A 21,028-nucleotide genomic window follows, 5' to 3' on the forward strand; every position below is an offset into this window, starting at 1 on the left:
TTAAACTTTAGAAAAACACTATGCTTGTCATAGTGCTTAAATACTAGAAAAGCCAAGAAAATCACTTGGTCTTTAAAATACTAGTGTTCTTGCCAAGGAGATGTGTTTCTTTTGCTTTCTTTCAAAGAAAAGAAGATAATTCTAGCGGAAGAAATACACGAAGACTCCTGTGGGAATGCGCAAAACGGAAAAGGAAGTTCGGTTAAGTTCGCGGCGTCCTTGGGCCTAAGATTACTCACCCCATGAAACCCGTTGGAGCGGCTATCCTCAGCATTTTATACTTTCTTACTCTTCGAAAAAACGATTTATTATATTAGAGACAAAAGATGGATTTATTTTTCATTTTATTTAGTAATTCACTTTTTTTACCATAAACCGCTTCATAAAAAAAGAAACTGAACTAAAAAATCAGCTTCTTTTTTGTACAAAATATATAACCCAAAGTAATTTTTCTCTTTTTATGATTTAGCATTCTCTTTCTTTTCGTCTTGCAGAACTGCTTTTCTGGAAAGATTGATTCTTCCCTGACGATCAATTTCTTTTACTTTCACCATAATTTGATCCCCAATAGATACAGCATCTTCGACTTTATTCGTACGCTCTTCTGCAAGCTCAGAAATATGAACCAGTCCATCTTTCCCTTTGAACAGTTCCACAAATGCACCAAATTTTTCAATACGTTTTACCGTACCAAGATATAATTGTCCAACTTCCACTTCCCGTACCAGATCTTCAATAATTTTCTTAGCTTTCTGGTTCATCTCATTATCAGTAGATGAAATAAAGACGTTGCCATCTTGTTCAATATCAATCTTCACACCAGTTTCATCAATGATTTGATTGATTTGTTTTCCGCTTGGCCCAATGACATCACGAATTTTATCCGGATTAATTGTCATTGTTAAGATTTTTGGAGCGTATTCAGACAGCTCATCTTTTGGTTGCTGAATGGTTTGCAGCATGGAATCAAGGATATGCATACGGCCTTTTTTCGCTTGCGTAAGTGCTTCTTCTAAGATTGCTCTTGATAAACCGTCAATTTTAATATCCATTTGCAGGGCTGTTACACCTTTTTCTGTTCCTGCTACTTTAAAGTCCATATCACCAAGTGCATCCTCCATGCCTTGAATATCAGACAAAATCGTATAATCATCTCCAGATTTAACAAGTCCCATTGCAATACCTGCTACTGGTGCTTTAATTGGAACACCTGCGTCCATCATTGCTAATGTACTTGCACAGATACTCGCTTGAGAAGTAGAACCGTTGGATTCAAGAACTTCTGAAACCAGACGAATTGTATAAGGGAAATCTTTTTCATTCGGCACTACTTTTTCAAGAGCACGCTCTCCCAGCGCACCATGCCCAATCTCACGACGGCCAGGTCCGCGAATCGGCCCGGTTTCTCCTACACTATACTGCGGGAAGTTATAATGATGCATAAATCGTTTTGTTTCTTCTAAATCGAGTCCATCCAAAATCTGTACATCTCCAAGTGCTCCCAATGTACAAATACTTAAAGCTTGAGTTTGTCCGCGCGTAAACAAGCCTGATCCATGTGTACGGGGAAGAACATGAATACGTGATGATAACGGACGGATTTCGTCCACTTTCCGGCCATCAGGACGTACTTTTTCTTTTGTAATCAAGCGGCGAACTTCTTCTTTCACAAGCTTATCTAATACAGATTTAACTTGTTTAATGGTTTCTTCTTCAGCCTCTTCCGCTTCATATTTTTCTACAATCTCTTGCTTAACAGCTTTTATTGCCTCATCACGGGCATGTTTTTCGACAACTTGAATCGCAGTCTTTAATTCATCTTTCGCTTCTGCTTCAACCTTTGCTACAAGCTCTTCACTCGTCTCTGAAATAACAACTTCAAATTTTTCTTTTCCGCATGCCTGTATAATCTCTTCCTGGAAAGCAACAAGACGTTTGATTTCTTCATGACCAAACATAATTGCCTCAAGCATAACATCTTCCGGTACTTCATCTGCACCAGCTTCAACCATGTTGATTGCATCTTTTGTTCCAGCAACCGTTAAATCAATATCACTTTTTGCTTCTTGTTCAATGGTAGGATTAATGATTAGCTCGCCATTCACACGCCCGACATGAACACCAGCAATCGGCTGTTCAAAAGGAATATCTGAAATACCTAAAGCAATCGATGAACCAATCATTGCTGCAATTTCTGAAGAACAATCCTGGTCCACACTCATTACTGTACTTATTACTTGTACCTCATTACGAAAGCCGTCGGGGAATAATGGACGGATTGGACGGTCAATTAGTCTGGAAGACAAGATCGCTTTCTCACTGGGACGTCCTTCACGTTTAATAAATCCTCCCGGTATCTTCCCTACCGCATACAATCTTTCTTCATAGTTCACTGTCAACGGAAAGAATGGTAAATCTTTTGGTTCTTTGGAGGCTGTTGCAACGGACAATACAGAGGTGTCTCCGTAATGTATCATACAGGCTCCATTTGCTTGTTTTGCCAGCTCTCCTACTTCAACTGTAAATTTCTTTCCTGAAATCTCCGTAGAGAATAGCTTTTTTTCATCTGCCATTAGTTTTGTTACTCCTTTCAAGGCTACAGCATTTAAAATATATATGTAGCACCTCATATAGTACAATTTTTCTTCTATATCTTATTTTTACAAAAGAATGTCTTTTTATAGCATAAACGATAGCCTGTCAGGAATCAATCGCTATCTTATAGAGGATGTTCACGCATTGACATATTTATACCTGTTTCAGACCCTTATCAACCGTAAAAAACATCTAAACCACGGATTTGCAGCTTCAAATGCTTCTTATTTGTTTAAAAAACATAAAAGAAAAAGCAGGATTGCTCCTGCTTTTAACGTTATTAACGACGTAAACCAAGTTTTTTGATTAATTCACGATAACGAGTAACGTCTTTATTACGTAGGTAAGTTAATAAGTTACGGCGTTTACCTACCATTTTCAAAAGACCGCGACGTGAATGATGGTCTTTTTTATGTGTACGTAAATGTTCGTTTAATGCAGTGATTTCTGCAGTTAAGACAGCGATCTGAACCTCTGGAGATCCAGTATCTGTGTCATGAACCTTGTACTCATTAATAATTTCGTTTTTACGTTCTTGTGTAATTGCCATAATGGCACCTCCAAAATAATATTTGTTATCCCCAGTCCCCTAGCATACGTCGGAGTTACGTGATGCCAAGCGATGGTTGTACAACTATAAGAATAGCGTTTTTGAAGAAAAAAATCAAGTGTAAGTTTACCTATTTGCTAAATAAGCTCTAATTTCTTTCTCATCCTGCTGCATTTTTTCAATCAGAGCATCCTTCGAATCAAATTTTATTTCTTCTCTTGTGTAAGACAGCCATTCTATCGTTAATTCTTCCCCATATAAATCACCATCAAAATCAAATAAGTACACCTCGACAGACATATCTTCCAGCTCTTCTGTAAATGTCGGATTCGTACCGATATTCGCCATTCCGCCATATATTTTATCCTTATGACGAACACGGGTCGCATATACCCCCTGTTTAGGCAGCAGGGCATCTTTGGATATAGACAGATTAGCAGTTGGATAACCCAGTTCACGCCCACGACGTGCTCCTTTTACTACCAATCCAGTAGTAGCAAAGGGCCTTCCCAGCAGTTGCTCTGCCTGCTCCATATTTCCCGACGCTAATTCTGCTCTTATTCTGGTCGAGCTGACCTTTTCTTCATCCAAAGTAATTTTACCTATCGTTTCCCAGGTAAATAAATCCCTTGCATATTCCTGCATATCTGCCATTTTCCCTTGCCCTTTATGACCGAATGAGTAATCAAAGCCTGCCACAAGATGTTTAATATTTAATCCAATAATAAAGTGATCAATAAAGGCTTGGGGACTGAGCTTTGATAGTTCTTGGTTAAACCGGATAACATATAAACGGTCTACTTGAAGATCCTCTAATATCGCTTGCTTTTCAGAAGATATTGTTATGTATTTAACATGCTGTACGTCTTTTCTTAAAACAACTGAAGGATGCGGAAAAAAGGTAATGACAGCACTCTCCATGTTATTTTCCTGTGCTTTATTTACAGCCTGCCGAATAACCTCCTGATGTCCTTTGTGAATCCCGTCAAAGAAGCCGATTGCACTGACGGTTTCCGGTAAGTTCTCCTTATGTAACGTATGCGGATAGGATAATTCCATTGTTTTCATCCTGCTACACCTGCACTTTCTCTCGTTAGAATACTCTTATTGGTTTAATTTGATCAGGTTTATCTGGGTGCTGCCCATAAATCGCCAGCACTTCTTCATTATTTGTAAATACAAACGGATTATTTGTCTCGGGGGCTTCCGAAATAGATAGTTTTTGGCCATTCTTAATACGGGCCCTCAGCGCATCATCAACCTCTTGATGAACTAAATGACTTAATCCTTCTAAAAGAGGGCTTAACAGCTTCTCTTGCTCATTATTATCTGCCGCCTCTTCTATCATAGCAAAAGTAACCGTATTTTTCTTGGAAAAACTACCGGTTTTTGTCCGTTCCAGTTTAAACATATGTGCCGGATACCCTAATTCCTTTCCAATGTCCACACATAATGTTCGGATATAGGTTCCCTTTGAACATTCTACGAATAGGTCAAAGGAGTTTTTGTCCTCATCTATCGCTAAGAGATGTATATCATGAATAAAAACTTCTCTTACCGGTCTTTCTACCTCTTCATTTGCTCTTGCGTATTCATAAAGCTTTTTTCCGTTTACTTTTACAGCGGAATACATTGGAGGGATTTGTGTGATAACCCCTTGAAATTTTTCTAAAACAGTCTCTATTTCAGCTTCTCCAGGCATATGTACAACTTCTTTTTGTGCAATAACATTCCCTGTCGCATCTTCTGTTTCCGTAGCTGATCCTAACGCAACCGTCCCGATGTAGATTTTTTTCGTATCAGTAAGAAAAGGAACAATTTTCGTAGCACTGCCAATACAAATAGGTAGAACACCTTCAACTTCCGGATCCAACGTCCCGGTATGCCCTACTTTTTTTGTATTAAAGTAGCGGCGGCATTTAGCTACACAATCAAAAGAAGTCATTCCTTTAGGCTTCCATAACGGCAGGATACCATTCATTATTAATCCCCATCCTTTCTTAATGGAATACATTTTCTATATATGTGTTCGGGTTCTTTTCTTTATCCTAAAAAAACTGATCCTTGCCAGCAAGCAGAGGGATCAGTTTTTTCAAAGTCATTTATTCAGATCTCTTAAGATGGAGTCTATCCGGTTACCTTGTTCTATTGCTTCATCAAACTCAAAGGTAAGTTCAGGTGTTTTGCGCAAACGAATTCGCTTGCCAATTTCTGAACGGATAAATCCTTTTGCTTTTGCAAGTCCCAATAATGTTTCCTGCTTCTTCTTTTCATCACCTAATACAGAAATAAAAATTTTCGCCTGTTGCAGGTCACCAGTTACTTCCACATCGGTAACTGTTACAAAACCAACACGGGGATCTTTAATTTTTCTGGATAAAATATCACCCAGCTCTTTTTTCATTTGCTCTGCAACTCGATGAGCTCTCAATTCTGACATTAATCTCACCTCACATAGCTCTATGCATTTTCGTTATAATCGTTCTATATTTGTTATTGTTCTCTCTAGTTCAGAAAAAGAATCTATTGTTTTTAAAGCCTGTTGTATTACTTTTTCAGCATGCACATAATCGGTGGAAATGATAACAATCCCTAATTTGGTTCGTTGCCACATATCATGAAAGTCAAGCTCTGTAACTGAAACATTAAAAGACTGACGCAGCTTATTGATCATTCGCTTTAAAACAGATCGTTTCTCTTTTAACGAATTCCCTTCATACAACATACATTCTACTTCTGCATAGAGAATCATTTTCGTTCGATTTCTTCCATTACATAGGCTTCAATAATGTCGCCCTCTTTAATATCATTGAAGTTTGTTAATGTGATACCACATTCATAGTTTTGCTGTACTTCTTTTACATCGTCTTTAAAGCGTCTCAATGCCTGTAATTCCCCTTCATAAAGAACTACTCCATCACGAATCAGGCGAACACTGGAATCTCTGGTAATTTTACCGTCTGTTACATAGCTTCCGGCGATAGTACCAATACGTGACACTTTAAATGTTTCACGAACCTCCGCTTGACCAATCACTTTTTCTTCGTATTCTGGATCAAGCAGACCTTTCATTGCAGCTTCAATTTCTTCAATCGCACTGTAAATAACACGGTGCAGACGTAAATCAATTTTTTCAGATTCTGCAGCTCTTTTTGCATTGACGTCAGGACGAACATTGAAGCCAATAACAATCGCATTCGATGCTGAAGCTAAGATAATATCAGATTCAGTAATCGCTCCTACACCTGTATGAATGATTTTAACATTAACGCCTTCTACTTCTATCTTACGTAGAGAAGCAGCTAATGCTTCAACAGATCCTTGTACATCCGCTTTTACAATAATATTTAATTCTTTCATTTCACCTTGCTTAATTTTTTCAAATAAATCATCTAAGCTTACTGTTGATTGCCCGCCACGATTCTCATCAATTCGTTTTTGTTGACGTGCAATACCAATTTGACGCGCCTTTTTCTCATCAGCAAACGCAAGGAATTGGTCGCCTGCCTGAGGTACATCTTGTAAACCGGTAATTTCAACTGGCGCAGATGGTCCAACTTGATTCACACGTTGTCCTACATCATTTACCATTGCCCGAACTTTACCATACGTACTTCCGACAACGAGCGGATCTCCTACATGCAAGGTACCATTTTGAACAAGCAGTGTTGCAACAGATCCTCTGCCTTTATCTAATTGTGCATCAATCACTGTACCGAAAGCTCTGGCATCCGGGTTTGCTTTTAATTCTTCTACCTCTGCAACTAATAAAATCATTTCCAGCAGGTCGTCAATACCTTCTCCTTTAATCGCTGCAAGGTTAACAAAGATAGTACTTCCACCCCAATCTTCAGGGATCAATTCATGCTCTGTCAGTTCCTGCATCACACGGTCCGGATTAGCGCCTTCTTTATCCATTTTATTGACTGCTACAATAATTGGTACTTCAGCAGCTTTTGCATGGTTAATAGCTTCAATTGTCTGCGGCATTACGCCATCATCTGCAGCAACAACTAAAATAGCAATATCTGTTACCTGCGCGCCACGGGAACGCATACTTGTAAACGCTGCGTGACCCGGTGTATCTAAGAATGTAATTTTCTTACCTTCATTTTCAACTTGGTAAGCTCCGATATGCTGTGTAATTCCGCCAGCCTCGCCAGCAGTAACTTTTGTATGGCGAATAGCATCTAATAATGTTGTTTTCCCGTGGTCAACATGTCCCATAATGGTAACAACAGCCGGACGCTCTTGCAACTTGTCACTATCATCTTCTTCAATATATTTATCAAGGTCAGTATCTTCTAAAATAATTTCTTTTTCAACCTCGACATTAAATTCATCACAAATTAACTCTACAGCATCATCTTCAAGGTCTTGGTTTTTTGTAGCCATAATACCCATAAACATTAATTTCTTGATGATTTCTGCAGGTTCCTTATGAAGTTTTTCTGCTAAATCCTGTACGGTCAATATACCGTGGTACGTAATTTTACTTGGAGTCTCTTTCACTAATGACTGCTCCTTTTGTGGTTTATGTTGTTTACCTTTATTAGAGGTTTTTTGTTTTTTATTTTTCGAGTTATCTTTTTTAGTATTCCGATTTGTATCTGGTTTATTTACTGCATTTTTGTTCTTTTGTTGTTTGTTTTGATTTACTTGATCATTTTTCTTTTTATCCTGTTTTGGCTGCGGATTAAATTTTTCATCCAATTGTTTAATTTCATTATCGGAAATCGTAGACATATGATTGGAAACATCTACATTCTTTTCTTTCAAAAATTGAATGACTTCTTTACTTGCCACATTATTTTTCTTTGCGTATTCATATACACGTATTTTGCTCATACATTCACCCCCGGATTTATTTATCCAACTAGAGTAAGGAGTTTTTTTGCAAAGCCTGAATCTAGTATTGCTATAGCTACACGCTGCTCTTTCCCAATTGCCTGCGATAAGATATCCCGGTTATCAACAAATCGATATGGAATATTGTACGAGGTACATTTATCCGAAAGTTTCTTTTTTGTTTGCGGTCCAATATCTTCTGCCAATAAAACAAGCTTTGCACGACCTTTGCGAATATCCTTTATAATTGTATCTTCTCCTGTTGAGCATTTTCTTGCTCTGACAGCGAGACCAATGATGTTCAAATAATTAGGATTCATGTCAATCTCCCTCTACTAAAGCTTCTAACTCATCGTAGATTGTTGGACTTACTTCTGCGTTCAATATTTTGTTAAGCGCATTGGTTTTCCGAGCCTGTTCAATGACAGACTTATTCTTGGAAAGGTAAGCTCCGCGTCCATTTTTCTTACCAGTTACATCAACGGACACTTCTCCTTCTTTATTCCTCACAATGCGGATCAATTCTTTTTTAGGCTTCATTTCATTTGTAATAACACATTTTCTTTCTGGTATTTTTTTCTTCTTAGCCAAGTGAAATACCTCCTTATTCAAACAAATCTTCACTGTTGTCAGAATAAGTTTCTTCCTCTAACTCTATATCATCCAGTAAACCTTCTGCTCTTGCGTCGGATTCACTTTTAATATCAATTTTCCAGCCTGTAAGTTTTGCAGCGAGACGGGCATTTTGACCTCTTTTACCAATTGCTAATGATAATTGATAATCTGGAACAACCACTGTTGTTGCCTTCCCTTCCTCATCTACAAATACTTTTAATACTTTGGAAGGGCTTAATGCGTTTGATACATAAACAACCGGATCCTCGGACCACTCCACAATATCAATCTTTTCACCTTTTAATTCTGTTACAATCGCTTGAACACGCTGCCCTTTTTGTCCCACGCAAGAACCTACCGGGTCTATTTCCGGATCTGGAGCATGGACAGAAATTTTAGAACGATCTCCAGCTTCACGTGCAACAGATTTAATTTCCACAATTCCATCATAAATTTCTGGAACTTCCATTTCAAATAATCGTTTTAACAAGCCGGGATGAGAACGTGAAATATAGATTTGCGGTCCTTTACTTGTATTCTCAACCTTTGTCACATAAACTTTCAAACGATCATGGATATGATATTCTTCTGTCGGCATCTGCTCAGCCTCTGCCAGCTTTGCTTCAATTTTCCCAAGGTTAACATAGACGAAACGGGAATCCTTGCGTTGAATAATTCCTGTCATCACATCATCTTCTCTATCAATATATTCAGAGAAGATAACGCCGCGCTCTGCTTCACGTACCCGTTGAGTCACCACTTGTTTGGCAGCCTGTGCAGCAATACGTCCAAAATCCTTTGGTGTTACTTCTACTTCTATTATATCATCTGTTTCATAACTCGGATTGATACTTTTAGCTTCATCAAGAGATATTTCCAGCTGTGTATCCTCTACATTCGGCACGACTGTTTTTCTTGCATAGACAGCCATCTTCCCTGTAGTTTCGTTCAACTCTACCCGGACATTCGATGCAGATTTAAAGTTCTTTTTATAAGCAGAAATAAGCGCTGCCTCCAAAGCCTCCATCAATATATCCTTGTCTATTCCTTTTTCTTTTGCTAAATGATCAATCGCATCAAACAACTGCGTGCTCACTTTTTCTTTTCCCCCTTTTAATTAAAACATAACTGCAAGTCTTGCTTTTGCTACTTTTTCATAAGGTATTTCTACGATTTTTTTTCTTGTTTTAATTTTGTATTCAATAGAAACGGTACCGTTCTCCACATTTTGTAAAATACCTTCATATGTTTTTTCGCCGTCAATCTTTTCATATAGCTTTACAAAAACATTATTTCCAATGTTCTTTTTAAAGTCTTCCAGCGTTTTTAATGGTTTTTCTACTCCTGGGGAAGATACTTCCAGAAAATAAGCTTCTTTAATCGGGTCAGCTTCGTCCAATTTTTCACTTAACTGTTCAGAAACTTCACCACATTCTACAATGTCAATACCGCCTTCTTTATCAATATAAACACGCAGAAACCAGTTTTTCCCTTCTTTTACATACTCCATGTCAACTAATTCTAAATTTTTCTCTTCTAAAATTGGGTTAACTAATTCAGTTGTTATCTCAATTACTTTAGAACTCAAGTGTAAACCTCCTTTAACCATGTCCTCACGCCTTCAATCAATATAAAACCCCTGCCTAAAATACGGGCGGGGGAAGCAGAGAGTCTTGTTTAGGCGAGGTATGAATAAAGAGTGGGTGTACACCCACTCTTTTCATTCGTACGTATCGAACATTCTAACCAAAAATAGTATAGCATATTCTATACCCCTTTGCAAACCACTAAATCAAGACTTTAAAGCTTTTTTCCGCTATATAATCCGCTTTTAACAAGAATAGTTTTCCCAAAATCAGGCTGATTTATCCGTAACTCATCTATAAAAAGGATTTCCGTCCTGCAATCATTGCAATTGACGGAAATCCTTTGGTTTAATGAAGTCTTTCTTATTACTCAAAAATAAACCTGCAGAACGCTTCCTAGAATAAAGAAAGTTGATTTTTCTCTTCCATGCCTTCCAGACACCCGTGATTGTCCAGATACTCCAGCACGGTTTTAGAGATTTTACTTCTTTCTCTTAAATCTTCCTTGGATAAGAATTCTCCCTCTTCACGTGCTTTTACAATATTTAGAGCAGCATTCGTGCCCAATCCGTCTACTGCATTAAAAGGAGGCAGTAAAGAATCACCGTCAACAATAAATTCTGTTGCACTTGATTTATATAAATCTACCTTTTTCAGAGATAAACCACGTTCACACATTTCTAATGAAATCTCTAAAACTGTCAGTAAGTTTTTCTCTTTTGGAGAAGCATCATTCCCTTTATAGCTGATTTCTTCCATCCGCTTGCGAATAGCATCGGATCCTTTAATCATCGTATCTAATTCGAAATCATCCGCACGGACTGTGAAATATGCAGCATAGAAAAGAATCGGATGGTGAACTTTGAAATAAGCAATCCGTACAGCCATTAAAACATAAGCTGCGGCGTGAGCTTTCGGGAACATGTATTTAATTTTTTTACAAGATTCAATATACCAGTCAGGTACATTGTTTTTCTTCATTTCATCGATCCATTCATCCTTCAATCCTTTTCCTTTACGGACGAACTCCATGATATTAAACGCCATCGAAGGCTCTAACCCTTTATGCATTAAATACACCATAATATCATCACGGCACCCGATTACATCTGGAAGCTTACAGGTCCCATTATCAATAAGCTCCTGTGCATTACCAAGCCATACGTCTGTACCATGAGACAGACCGGATATAATTAGCAGCTCTGCAAATGTTTTAGGTTTCGTATCTTCAAGCATTTGCCTAACAAATTTTGTACCAAATTCAGGCACTCCCAAAGTTCCGGTCTTACACTGGATCTGCTCCGGGGTAACACCTAATGATTCTGTACCGCCAAAAATTTTCATGACCTCTTCGTCATCCGTCGGAATGGTTTTTGGATCAATGCCGCTTAAATCCTGCAGCATGCGAATGACGGTCGGGTCATCGTGTCCAAGTATATCCAGCTTCAGTAAGTTATCGTGAATCGAATGGAAATCAAAATGCGTTGTCCGCCACTCACTATTCCGATCGTCTGCCGGAAACTGGATTGGCGTGAAATCATAAATTTCTTTATCATCCGGGACAACAATAATTCCCCCGGGATGCTGGCCAGTTGTTCTTTTTACTCCTGTACAGCCTTGCACAAGACGATCAATCTCCGCATTTTTATAGACGAGCTGGTGATCAGAAGCAAAGCCTTTCACATAGCCGTAAGCTGTTTTTTCAGCGACAGTTCCGATTGTTCCTGCCCGGTATACACTGTCAATCCCAAATAGTTCTTTCGTATAGTTGTGGGCTCGCGGCTGATAATCTCCCGAGAAGTTCAAGTCAATATCAGGCACCTTGTCCCCTTTAAAGCCTAAGAATGTTTCAAAAGGGATATCCTGTCCATCTTTTTTCAGTGCTTCTCCACATTCCGGACAATTTTTATCTGCCAAATCATAACCGCTCGCTACAGAACCGTCTGTAAAGAATTCAGAGTGTTTACAGCTTGGGCAAACATAATGTGGGGGGAGCGGATTAACTTCTGTAATTTCTGTCATGGTTGCAACAAAGGATGAACCGACAGAGCCACGTGATCCTACTAGATAACCATCATCCAATGACTTTTTAACAAGCTTATGGGAAATTAAATAAATAACGGCAAATCCATTTCCGATAATACTTTCGAGTTCTTTTTCCAATCGGCTTGTAACAATTTCCGGTATTGGCTCTCCGTACACTCTTTTAGCCATGCTGTAGCACAGATCGCGCATTTCCTGCTCTGCACCTTCAATGTTCGGTGTAAATAAGCCATCCTGAATCGGCGAAATATCCTCTATTTCATTTGCCAGCTGCTGGGTGTTTTGAACAACAATTTCTTTTGCCTTCTCTTTTCCTAAAAAGGAGAAAGCCCCAAGCATTTCGCCTGTAGTACGGAACGGTGTATCAGGCAGCGTTTGCCTGTTTAATGGATTACCAGCCTGCGATTTTATTAAAATCTGACGGTACTGCTTATCAATATCCTGCAAGTAGTGAACATTTCCGGTTGCTGTTACTAATTTGCCCATCCGGTCGCCCAGATTCACAAGCTTCCGTAATATATCTACTACCTGTGCTTCATTTTGTACTAAATCCTTATCTATTAAATGAACGTAGTTACTTGGCGGCTGTACTTCAATATAATCATAAAATTCAGCGACCTGCTCCGCCTCTTCCTCTGATTTTTGCATCATTGTTTCAAAGACTTCTCCTCTATCACAGGCAGTACCAATCAGCAGTCCCTTACGATATTTTTTCAGGACAGATCTTGGCAATCTTGGCTCGCGGTAGAAGTAATCGATATGGGCATGAGAAACGATCTTATAAAGGTTTTTCAGGCCTTCCTGCGTCTGCGCTAAAATTGTACAGTGAAAAGGTCTGGAGCGCTGATAGGCATTATTTTCGCCCATATGGTTATTTAAATCCTGATGATTGGTTATTTCTTTTTCAATTAACCGTTGAACAAGTTTCCATAATAAATAACCGGTCGCTTCTGCATCGTAAATAGCACGGTGATGCTGTGTCAATTCAATATCCATATGCTTACACAATGTATTCAGACGGTGATTCCTAAGTTCCGGAAGCAGGAATCTTGCCAATTCTAAGGTATCTATCACCGGGTTGGCTGCTTTTTCATAGTCAATCCGTTTAAAACCCTGATTTAGGAAGCCCATATCAAAGCTTGCATTATGTGCTACCAGAATATCTTCTCCCATCCAGGCATGGAAATCTTTTAATACATCACCGACTTCTGGTGCATCCTTAACCATATCGTCTGTTATACCAGTTAAATTCGTTGTCGTCTCCGAAAGCGGATGATGCGGATTAGCAAATGACTCGAATCGATCAACAATTTCGCCATCATGCACCTTGACAGCAGCTAATTCAATAATCGTATCATAAACTGCTGAAAGACCTGTTGTTTCCACGTCAAATACAATATAGTTTGCATCTTTTAACACGCGGTCGCTTTCATTATAAGCAATTGGAACACCATCATCGACAAGGTTTGCTTCCACACCATAGAGCACTTTAACCCCATGTTTCTTGCCTGCATAATAAGCATCAGGGAAGCCTTGTACACCAGCATGATCTGTGATAGCTACAGCCTGGTGTCCCCACTTACCCGCCTGTTCGACTAAAGCTTCCGGAGAAACAACCGCATCCATTTGACTCATTGTGGTATGTGCATGCAGCTCTACTCTTTTTTCATCTTCAGGTGCCTCATCCTGCTTTTCTCTCACTTGAACCTCGTGAATATCCTTCGCCATCATTGCCAGCTCATTGGTATACATATCCGTTTGGATACTGCCGCGGGCTTTTACCCACATACCTTTCTTAACAGATTGAAACTTGCTGACATCCTCATCGCCTTTGGAGAACATTTTAATTTGCAGGGAATCTGTATAGTCTGTTGCTTTTATAATTAAAAGACTGCGTCCTGATCTCAGCTCTCTAATCTCTGAATCAAATACATATCCTTGTACCGTAATACGTCTTTCTTCTTCCAGAATTTGATTCATTTCAACCGGCTCATCCTGAATCTTATAACCGATTGCCAACGGCTGGTTCACCGGTACATCTTTTTCTTTATCCCGTTTTTCTTTTTCTTGAACGGTTTTTTGAACAAGTGCCTGGTCTTCTTTCGCTTTATTATCCTGAAATACCTGCATTTCTTCCTGATTCGCTTTTACTTCTAAATCAATAGCATAAGGCTTGGAGCCAATGCGATAACAAAATTGACTGAAAGCCGGCTCCAGTCTTTTTTTCAAAATATTCGATTCCGTCTCATTTCTGGAAGTTAACATAATTTTATTATCTGTAATTTTTGGTGTTTGCTGCATAATCATTTCCTGATGTGCCGGTGAAAATGTTGTTGTTGCTAAAAAATGCTTCCAGTAAACGCCAATATCATTCTCACTGCATTGTTTATTATCTGTATGTAGTGTCAGCTCTACCTTCTCAGCAATCGATGAGAAGCTTTTTTGCAAGGATTGATACAGATATAGATATTCATCAAAAGGAAGAACATCCTCAATATATATATAGAAATGCCATTTTTTTTCTTGCTTATAAACCTCTACTTTTTCTAAATAGCTTGAGGCAAAATACTTCTGAATTGATGTTTCAGATAACTGAATTTGCTCCAGTAATAATTTCATTTTTTTTTGCTTGGAAATACTCATTTATGTCCCTCCAATTGTAGATGGATTTGTGACTACACAGGAAGAAAAATTCTCCTATAAGTTAAAAACTCGCTATACTTATTATATTAATTCGTACCTCTTAATACAAAGGAATGATTTGATTAAAAATCAAATCGTTTAATAAGAGCCCTTCCGGGAGTACACTGTACCGGGTTACACTGGATAATCATATCTTCCTTATTCTATTTCTATTCTGTATAAATGTCCTGATAGGAATCGTATAATTCAATAATCTGCTCATATACAAACAGGAAACCCTTGTCTATAAATCGACAAGGGTAACTTATTTAGATTTACTATTTTATTTTACAGGAATAGACGTTGAATGTCATTCCATGTGACAACAATCATTAATAGCATCAATAATGCAAATCCGACAAAATGGAAGACACCTTCTTTTTCGGGTGCTATCGGTTTTCCTCTGACCGCTTCAATTAAAACAAACATCAATCTGCCGCCATCTAAAGCCGGAAGAGGAACTAAATTAATAATCCCTAAATTAATGCTTAACATAGCAGTCCACATTAAAAAGTTCGAAAAACCAGATTGAACAACCTGATCGGTTGCATCATAAATTCCTACCGGTCCAGATAAAACATCAATGGAAAGCTGACCCGTTACTAACATGACCAAATTAGTAATAATAAGTTTGGTCGTTTCATACGTTCTTTCAAATCCAAATTTTAACGTGCCAAGGATATCTTTTTCATAGGCTGCCAATACTCCAATTTGACCAACCTCAATAGGATCACCTTTTTCATTAACTGCCTCAACTTCCGCTGGCACAACAGTTAATTCATGCTCCGTATCTCCTCTGGAAATGACCAAATCCAATTCCTGACCAGGGCTTTCCCGTACAATATCTGTAAACTGTTCCCAAGTTGAAATGGACTGATCTCCTATTTGAGTAATAACATCATTTTCCTGAAGTCCAGCTTCTTCTGCAGGACTACCTGATTGAATTTCACCCATTTGTGCCTGCTCTACCGGTACGCCCTGGATAAGCCCCATAAGCAGAAAGATAAAGATAGCCAGTACAAAATTCATCATTGGCCCTGCAAATAGCTGCATAGCTCGCTGTCCGACCGTTTTGGATGCAAATTGTCTATCAAAAGGAGCAATCTGTGTCTCCCGTTCATCAACGACAAACATTGCTTTACGGTCTACATCAAAATGAAGCTTCGTATCCTCGTCGTCCTGCTCATAACCTTCAATAATCAGTTTATGATCAAGGTCAACATTCTCCACCTCAATCGTGCGGGCGTTAGGATGCTTTGATTTATTATTCACAATGATTTTTGCTACTTTTCCATCATTGTTAAATTCCAACCCAATATGATGTCCTGGTTTTAATTCAACAATTTCCGGATCGTCTCCAGCAACACGGACATAGCCGCCTGCAGGGATTAATCTGATTGTATAAAGCGTCTCGTTTTTAGTGAAGGATAATATCTTTGGTCCGAATCCGATTGCAAATTCACGAACAAGCATCCCTGCCCGTTTTGCAAAGATCAGATGTCCCCACTCATGGATAGATACGAGTACGCCAAACATTAATATAAATGCAATAACAGTTGTCATGACAGCACCTTCCTTTTGTAAAGGTAGAAAGAGGTTATTAAAACTTGGTTTCCTGCAATAATATTACATAACAATAATTTACTTTTTTATAGCATAGAACCTTAGACAAAAGACTATGCATTTATTTTTTTAAGCAGGAACAGAATATAAATGCTTACTTGTCCCATAATTTTAAAATAAAAGGTTGTTATGTATCAAGAAAAGAAAGCTCTTCACCTAGTATATTCGGGTAAGTCGGTTTACTTTACCGATTCTACAATATTCGCTTCAATATGTTAAAAAAAGTGAATAAAATGTAGTAATGGAAAAACAAAAAGCATGCTGTCAAATCGATCTAGAATACCACCATGCCCAGGCAGAATTTTCCCTGAATCCTTCACATTATAAATACGTTTAAATGCAGATTCCACCAGATCACCAATTTGTCCAAAACTTGAAGCTATAACAGTAACAATAATAAGAGTCAGCCATGACTGATCAAAAGGTTCTATCAGATGAAAAATCACAGCAACAATTACTGCTACAAAGATGCCTCCCACAGCGCCTTCGACAGTCTTCTTAGGGCTGATTGTAGGCCATAATTTATGTTTTCCAAGTTTGCGTCCAAATAAATAGGCTCCTGTATCCGTCGCCCAGATGATACAAAATGCGAACAGTATATTTCTCAGTGCATTTTCTCCATCTCTGGTCTGCAATAAATAAAAGAATCCTAATCCAACATAAAACGCTGCGAGGATAACAAAACCAACCTGATCAAAGGTAAACTCATTTTTCACAAGCACCGTATACGCTAATAAAACAAAAATAATAACAGAAATCAATTCATACTTCGTGAACCATTCTATATTAGTAAAAAATTCATTAGGTAATAAAATGACCCATGTTAATAAAGCTGATAAAACATATGGAAAGAAGTTCTTATCTGGATGCCGCATCCGGATTAATTCAAATAACCCGATTGTAGCTAACAGATAGACAAAAATGGTAAACGGCAATCCACCAATAATAATGATTGGCACAAATATAAGTAGAGCCACTATAGCTGTTATCGTTCGTTGCTTCATTAAATCATCATCACCTTATATACCTCCATATCGTCTTTTGCGCTGCTGATATGCAAGTAATGCTTCATGGAATGTTTCTTCTGTAAACTCTGGCCAGAGCTTATCCGTAAACCAGAATTCTGTATATGCAAGCTGCCAAAGCATAAAATTACTTAAACGGTATTCGCCACCAGTCCGGATTAACAGATCCGGATCCGAAACACCATTTGTATATAGATGCTTTGAAAATGCTTCTTCATCTAAGCTGTCAATATCTATGTTTTCTTCTTTCAATTCTGTTGCAATCTGCTTGACTGCTTTTAAAATTTCATGACGACTGCCGTAATTAATTGCAAAATTTAAAATTAACCCATCATTGTTCTTCGTTTTTTCCATTGCATAGTTTACTGCTTCCTTCGTATAGCCAGGCAACGACTGAAAATCGCCTATCGTCTGGATACGAACATTATTTTCCATCAAGCTTGGTAAATATACATGCAAAAATTCTTTTGGAAGTTTTAAAATATATTCCACTTCTTGTTTTGGTCGTTTCCAGTTTTCTGTTGAAAAAGTATAAAGCGTTAAAACCTTCACATTTGCTTTCACTGCGGTTTTAACGATTTTGTTTACCGTAGATACACCTTCTTTATGACCAGCAAACCTGGGTAATCCCCGTTTTTGCGCCCATCTCCCGTTCCCATCCATGATGATAGCAACATGATTAGGAGCATTTTCTTCAGAAAGTGAATCAGATTCTTTTGGTTGTTTTGATAAAAAAGGAATTTTAATAGACATTTTCCGTCCCCCGAATGGTTGTTTGTTCATAACCCTATTCTTATTTTTAAAATGCGTGTGCAAAGAGAAATCAAATTAATTTTGAACTTCTCATAAAAGAATAAGGGATGAAAGGCATGACCATGCCAATAAATATTATGACTGTATCCAGTTTAACATGTATTATACGAACATGATTGCCAGTGGTATTAATACAAAAACCCCCTTTAATAAGAGGGCTTAATGGCATCTTACTACGTTAGCAGAAAACTGTCACCTTTAAACAAAAAATTTTTGCCAGGATTTATACGACGAAGGTTAATAGAAATGAAGTATTCCTTCTATTACACTTCCATAATTTCATTTTCTTTTGTGTTTGCTAAATCTTCAATTTGTTTGATAAAAGTATCCGTAGTTTCTTGAACATCATCTTGAAATGCTCTTAAATCATCTTCCGTCATATCGCCATTTTTTTCAGCCTTCTTTAGCTGATCATTTGCTTGACGGCGCAGATTTCTAATTTGTACACGAGATTCCTCAGCATACTTTCCAACAACTTTTACTAAGTCTTTTCTTCTTTCCTGTGTAAGTGCAGGAATGTTGATGCGAATAATGTTCCCGTCATTCGATGGAGAAAGACCCAAGTCTGCTTTTTGTATTGCCTTATCAATATCACCTATTGCAGATTTATCATATGGTGTAATTGTTAATAACCTTGCTTCTGGAGCACCGACCTGAGCTAATTGATTAAGTGGTGTGGAAGCACCATAATAATCAACATAAACATTGTCTAAAAGGCTGGGATTTGCGCGCCCAGCACGAACAGAGGCTAAATTTTTTGAAAAAGCCTGAACTGCCTGAGCCATTTTTTCTTTCATATCTTTAATTACTGATTCTGACATTCTTAGTTCCCCCTTATCGTTGTTCCGATATTTTCACCTTGAATAACTCGTTTAATGTTACCTTCTTCCATAATAGAGAAGACAATTAAAGGCAAGTCATTATCCATACATAATGAAGAAGCTGTAGAATCCATAACACCTAATCCTTCATTTAACATTTCTAAATAGGTAAGAGAATCATATTTCTTTGCTTCTTTGTTAATTTTAGGGTCATCAGTATAAACACCATCAACATTATTTTTTGCCATTAAAATAACTTCTGCTTCAATTTCTGCTGCTCGTAATGCCGCTGTCGTATCTGTAGAAAAATAAGGGTTTCCAGTTCCGGCAGCGAAAATAACAACACGCTTTTTCTCCAGATGGCGAATCGCTTTCCGCCGTATGTATGGCTCAGCAACCTGCCTCATTTCAATAGAAGTTTGCACTCTGGTTTGTACACCAATTGTTTCCAGACCATCCTGCAGGGCAAGTGAGTTCATAATTGTTGCAAGCATACCCATATAGTCAGCTGAAGCTCTATCCATTCCCATTTCTGATCCTACTTTGCCGCGCCAGATGTTTCCGCCGCCAACAACTACAGCAACTTCTACACCAAGATCCACAATTTCCTTAACCTGTTTTGAAATGGATTGAATCACTTTAGGTGAGATTCCGTAGCCTTCATCTCCACTTAATGCTTCTCCACTTAATTTTAACACAACTCTATTATAATGTGCTGTCGTCATAATAACCTCCAGAGAAAAAATGTTTTTAGATTAGATTATATAGTTACAAAAGAGGGAACAAATTAATGTCCCCTAATTTGTAAAACTTATTTTTTAATTTGGCTCATTACTTCTTCCGCAAAGTTATCTTCGCGTTTTTCCATTCCTTCGCCTACTTCATAGCGAACGAACGCTTTTACAGAAGCGCCTTTATCTGCAACATATTTTTTCACTTTTTGGTCTGGGTCTTTTACAAAGCTTTGTTCTAAAAGAACAATCTCTTCAAAGAATTTACCTAAACGGCCTTCAACCATTTTTTCAACGATTTTTTCTGGTTTACCTTCGTTTAATGCCTGTGTCTTAAGCACTTCACGCTCACGGTTTACTTCTTCCTCTGCAACTTCTTCACGAGATACGTAACGAGGATTGATAGCTGCTACGTGCATAGAAACATCTTTAGCTACATTTTCATCAGTAGTGCCTTCTAATAAAGAAAGTACGCCAATACGCCCTCCCATATGAAGGTATGCACCAAAAGCATCATTATCTGTTTTATCTAATACAGTGAAACGGCGAAGAGAGATTTTTTCTCCGATTTTAGAAACGACACTAGTAATTGCATTTTCAACTGTTTCAGAACCGTCTAAAAGATTTTGCTGTAAAGCTTCTTCAACAGATGCAGGATTATTCTTCACAATATGCTTTCCAAGATCCGCAAGTAATTGCTTGAATTGATCGTTTTTTGTAACAAAGTCTGTTTCACAGTTTACTTCAATAATTGCAGCTCTGTTTCCATCAACCTCAATATGAGTTAATCCTTCAGCTGCAACACGGTCTGCTTTTTTAGCAGCTTTTGCCATACCTTTTTCACGAAGAAAATCAATTGCTTGTTCCATATCTCCGTTCGTTTCTGTTAGTGCTTTTTTACAATCCATCATTCCAGCACCTGTTTTTTCACGTAATTCTTTAACCATTTGAGCAGTAACTGCCATGTTAATTCCTCCTTAAAATATTCGATTATACAAGCTGAATTTCTTTCCTAAGAAAAACCAAGAAAATCGCTTGGTCTTTAACATACTGATGTTCTTGCCAAGGAGATGTCCGCTGCGACGGTTTTCGATGG

The 21,028-nt window shown here is 38.1% G+C and carries 18 protein-coding genes; all 18 read right to left on the reverse strand.

Annotation, left to right across the window (positions count from 1 at the left end):
• Positions 1 to 458: 458 nt before the first annotated feature.
• A complete protein-coding gene (gene pnp / locus MHH51_RS14310; protein WP_147209513.1) occupies positions 459 to 2,573 on the reverse strand; it encodes a polyribonucleotide nucleotidyltransferase in 2,115 nt (704 codons plus the stop codon).
• A gap of 302 nt (positions 2,574 to 2,875) precedes the next feature.
• On the reverse strand, positions 2,876 to 3,145 hold the full coding sequence (gene rpsO / locus MHH51_RS14315) for a 30S ribosomal protein S15 (RefSeq protein ID WP_040980194.1): 270 nt from the start codon (positions 3,143 to 3,145) through the stop codon (positions 2,876 to 2,878).
• Between the two features lie 126 nt (positions 3,146 to 3,271).
• The gene (locus MHH51_RS14320) at positions 3,272 to 4,204 is read right to left on the reverse strand and encodes a bifunctional riboflavin kinase/FAD synthetase (RefSeq protein WP_307725833.1); all 933 of its coding nucleotides are present in this window, start codon (positions 4,202 to 4,204) and stop codon (positions 3,272 to 3,274) included.
• 34 nt (positions 4,205 to 4,238) lie between these two features.
• Positions 4,239 to 5,126, reverse strand: a complete 888-nt coding sequence (gene truB, locus MHH51_RS14325; protein ID WP_147209515.1) for a tRNA pseudouridine(55) synthase TruB — start codon at positions 5,124 to 5,126, stop codon at positions 4,239 to 4,241.
• Between the two features lie 117 nt (positions 5,127 to 5,243).
• Positions 5,244 to 5,585 carry a 30S ribosome-binding factor RbfA gene (rbfA, locus tag MHH51_RS14330; RefSeq protein WP_077601204.1) on the reverse strand — a complete coding sequence of 114 codons (342 nt, stop codon included), beginning with the start codon at positions 5,583 to 5,585 and terminating at the stop codon, positions 5,244 to 5,246.
• A 33-nt stretch (positions 5,586 to 5,618) separates the two neighbouring features.
• Entirely contained in the window at positions 5,619 to 5,897 is a 279-nt protein-coding gene (locus tag MHH51_RS14335) for a DUF503 domain-containing protein (RefSeq protein WP_147209516.1), read from the reverse strand.
• A complete protein-coding gene (gene infB, locus MHH51_RS14340) occupies positions 5,894 to 7,993 on the reverse strand; it encodes a translation initiation factor IF-2 (protein ID WP_147209517.1) in 2,100 nt (699 codons plus the stop codon). The genes MHH51_RS14335 and infB overlap by 4 nt, the downstream gene beginning before the upstream one ends.
• 20 nt (positions 7,994 to 8,013) lie before the next feature.
• Entirely contained in the window at positions 8,014 to 8,313 is a 300-nt protein-coding gene (locus tag MHH51_RS14345; RefSeq protein ID WP_077601201.1) for a YlxQ family RNA-binding protein, read from the reverse strand.
• 1 nt (position 8,314) lies between these two features.
• The gene (locus MHH51_RS14350; RefSeq protein WP_077601200.1) at positions 8,315 to 8,584 is read right to left on the reverse strand and encodes a YlxR family protein; all 270 of its coding nucleotides are present in this window, start codon (positions 8,582 to 8,584) and stop codon (positions 8,315 to 8,317) included.
• Between the two features lie 13 nt (positions 8,585 to 8,597).
• Positions 8,598 to 9,704, reverse strand: coding sequence for a transcription termination factor NusA (nusA, locus tag MHH51_RS14355; RefSeq protein ID WP_147209518.1), 1,107 nt, complete (start codon positions 9,702 to 9,704; stop codon positions 8,598 to 8,600).
• Between the two features lie 21 nt (positions 9,705 to 9,725).
• Positions 9,726 to 10,196, reverse strand: a complete 471-nt coding sequence (gene rimP / locus MHH51_RS14360; protein ID WP_147209519.1) for a ribosome maturation factor RimP — start codon at positions 10,194 to 10,196, stop codon at positions 9,726 to 9,728.
• 394 nt (positions 10,197 to 10,590) lie between these two features.
• On the reverse strand, positions 10,591 to 14,880 hold the full coding sequence (locus MHH51_RS14365) for a PolC-type DNA polymerase III (RefSeq protein ID WP_339282370.1): 4,290 nt from the start codon (positions 14,878 to 14,880) through the stop codon (positions 10,591 to 10,593).
• 327 nt (positions 14,881 to 15,207) lie between these two features.
• Positions 15,208 to 16,482, reverse strand: a complete 1,275-nt coding sequence (gene rseP / locus MHH51_RS14370) for an RIP metalloprotease RseP (RefSeq protein ID WP_147209521.1) — start codon at positions 16,480 to 16,482, stop codon at positions 15,208 to 15,210.
• A gap of 275 nt (positions 16,483 to 16,757) precedes the next feature.
• Positions 16,758 to 17,546, reverse strand: coding sequence for a phosphatidate cytidylyltransferase (locus MHH51_RS14375; protein ID WP_147209522.1), 789 nt, complete (start codon positions 17,544 to 17,546; stop codon positions 16,758 to 16,760).
• A 15-nt stretch (positions 17,547 to 17,561) separates the two neighbouring features.
• Positions 17,562 to 18,320 carry an isoprenyl transferase gene (locus MHH51_RS14380; protein ID WP_147209523.1) on the reverse strand — a complete coding sequence of 253 codons (759 nt, stop codon included), beginning with the start codon at positions 18,318 to 18,320 and terminating at the stop codon, positions 17,562 to 17,564.
• A gap of 323 nt (positions 18,321 to 18,643) precedes the next feature.
• A complete protein-coding gene (frr, locus tag MHH51_RS14385) occupies positions 18,644 to 19,201 on the reverse strand; it encodes a ribosome recycling factor (protein WP_147209524.1) in 558 nt (185 codons plus the stop codon).
• 2 nt (positions 19,202 to 19,203) lie between these two features.
• Positions 19,204 to 19,926 carry a UMP kinase gene (gene pyrH / locus MHH51_RS14390; RefSeq protein ID WP_147209525.1) on the reverse strand — a complete coding sequence of 241 codons (723 nt, stop codon included), beginning with the start codon at positions 19,924 to 19,926 and terminating at the stop codon, positions 19,204 to 19,206.
• 86 nt (positions 19,927 to 20,012) lie between these two features.
• Positions 20,013 to 20,897: a translation elongation factor Ts gene (gene tsf / locus MHH51_RS14395; RefSeq protein WP_147209526.1), complete on the reverse strand. Its 885-nt coding sequence runs from the start codon at positions 20,895 to 20,897 to the stop codon at positions 20,013 to 20,015.
• Positions 20,898 to 21,028: the final 131 nt, after the last annotated feature.

Origin of the sequence: Oceanobacillus sp. FSL K6-3682 (assembly GCF_037976165.1) — a bacterium.
In the GTDB taxonomy this organism is placed as follows: Bacteria; Bacillota; Bacilli; order Bacillales; family Amphibacillaceae; genus Oceanobacillus; species Oceanobacillus sojae.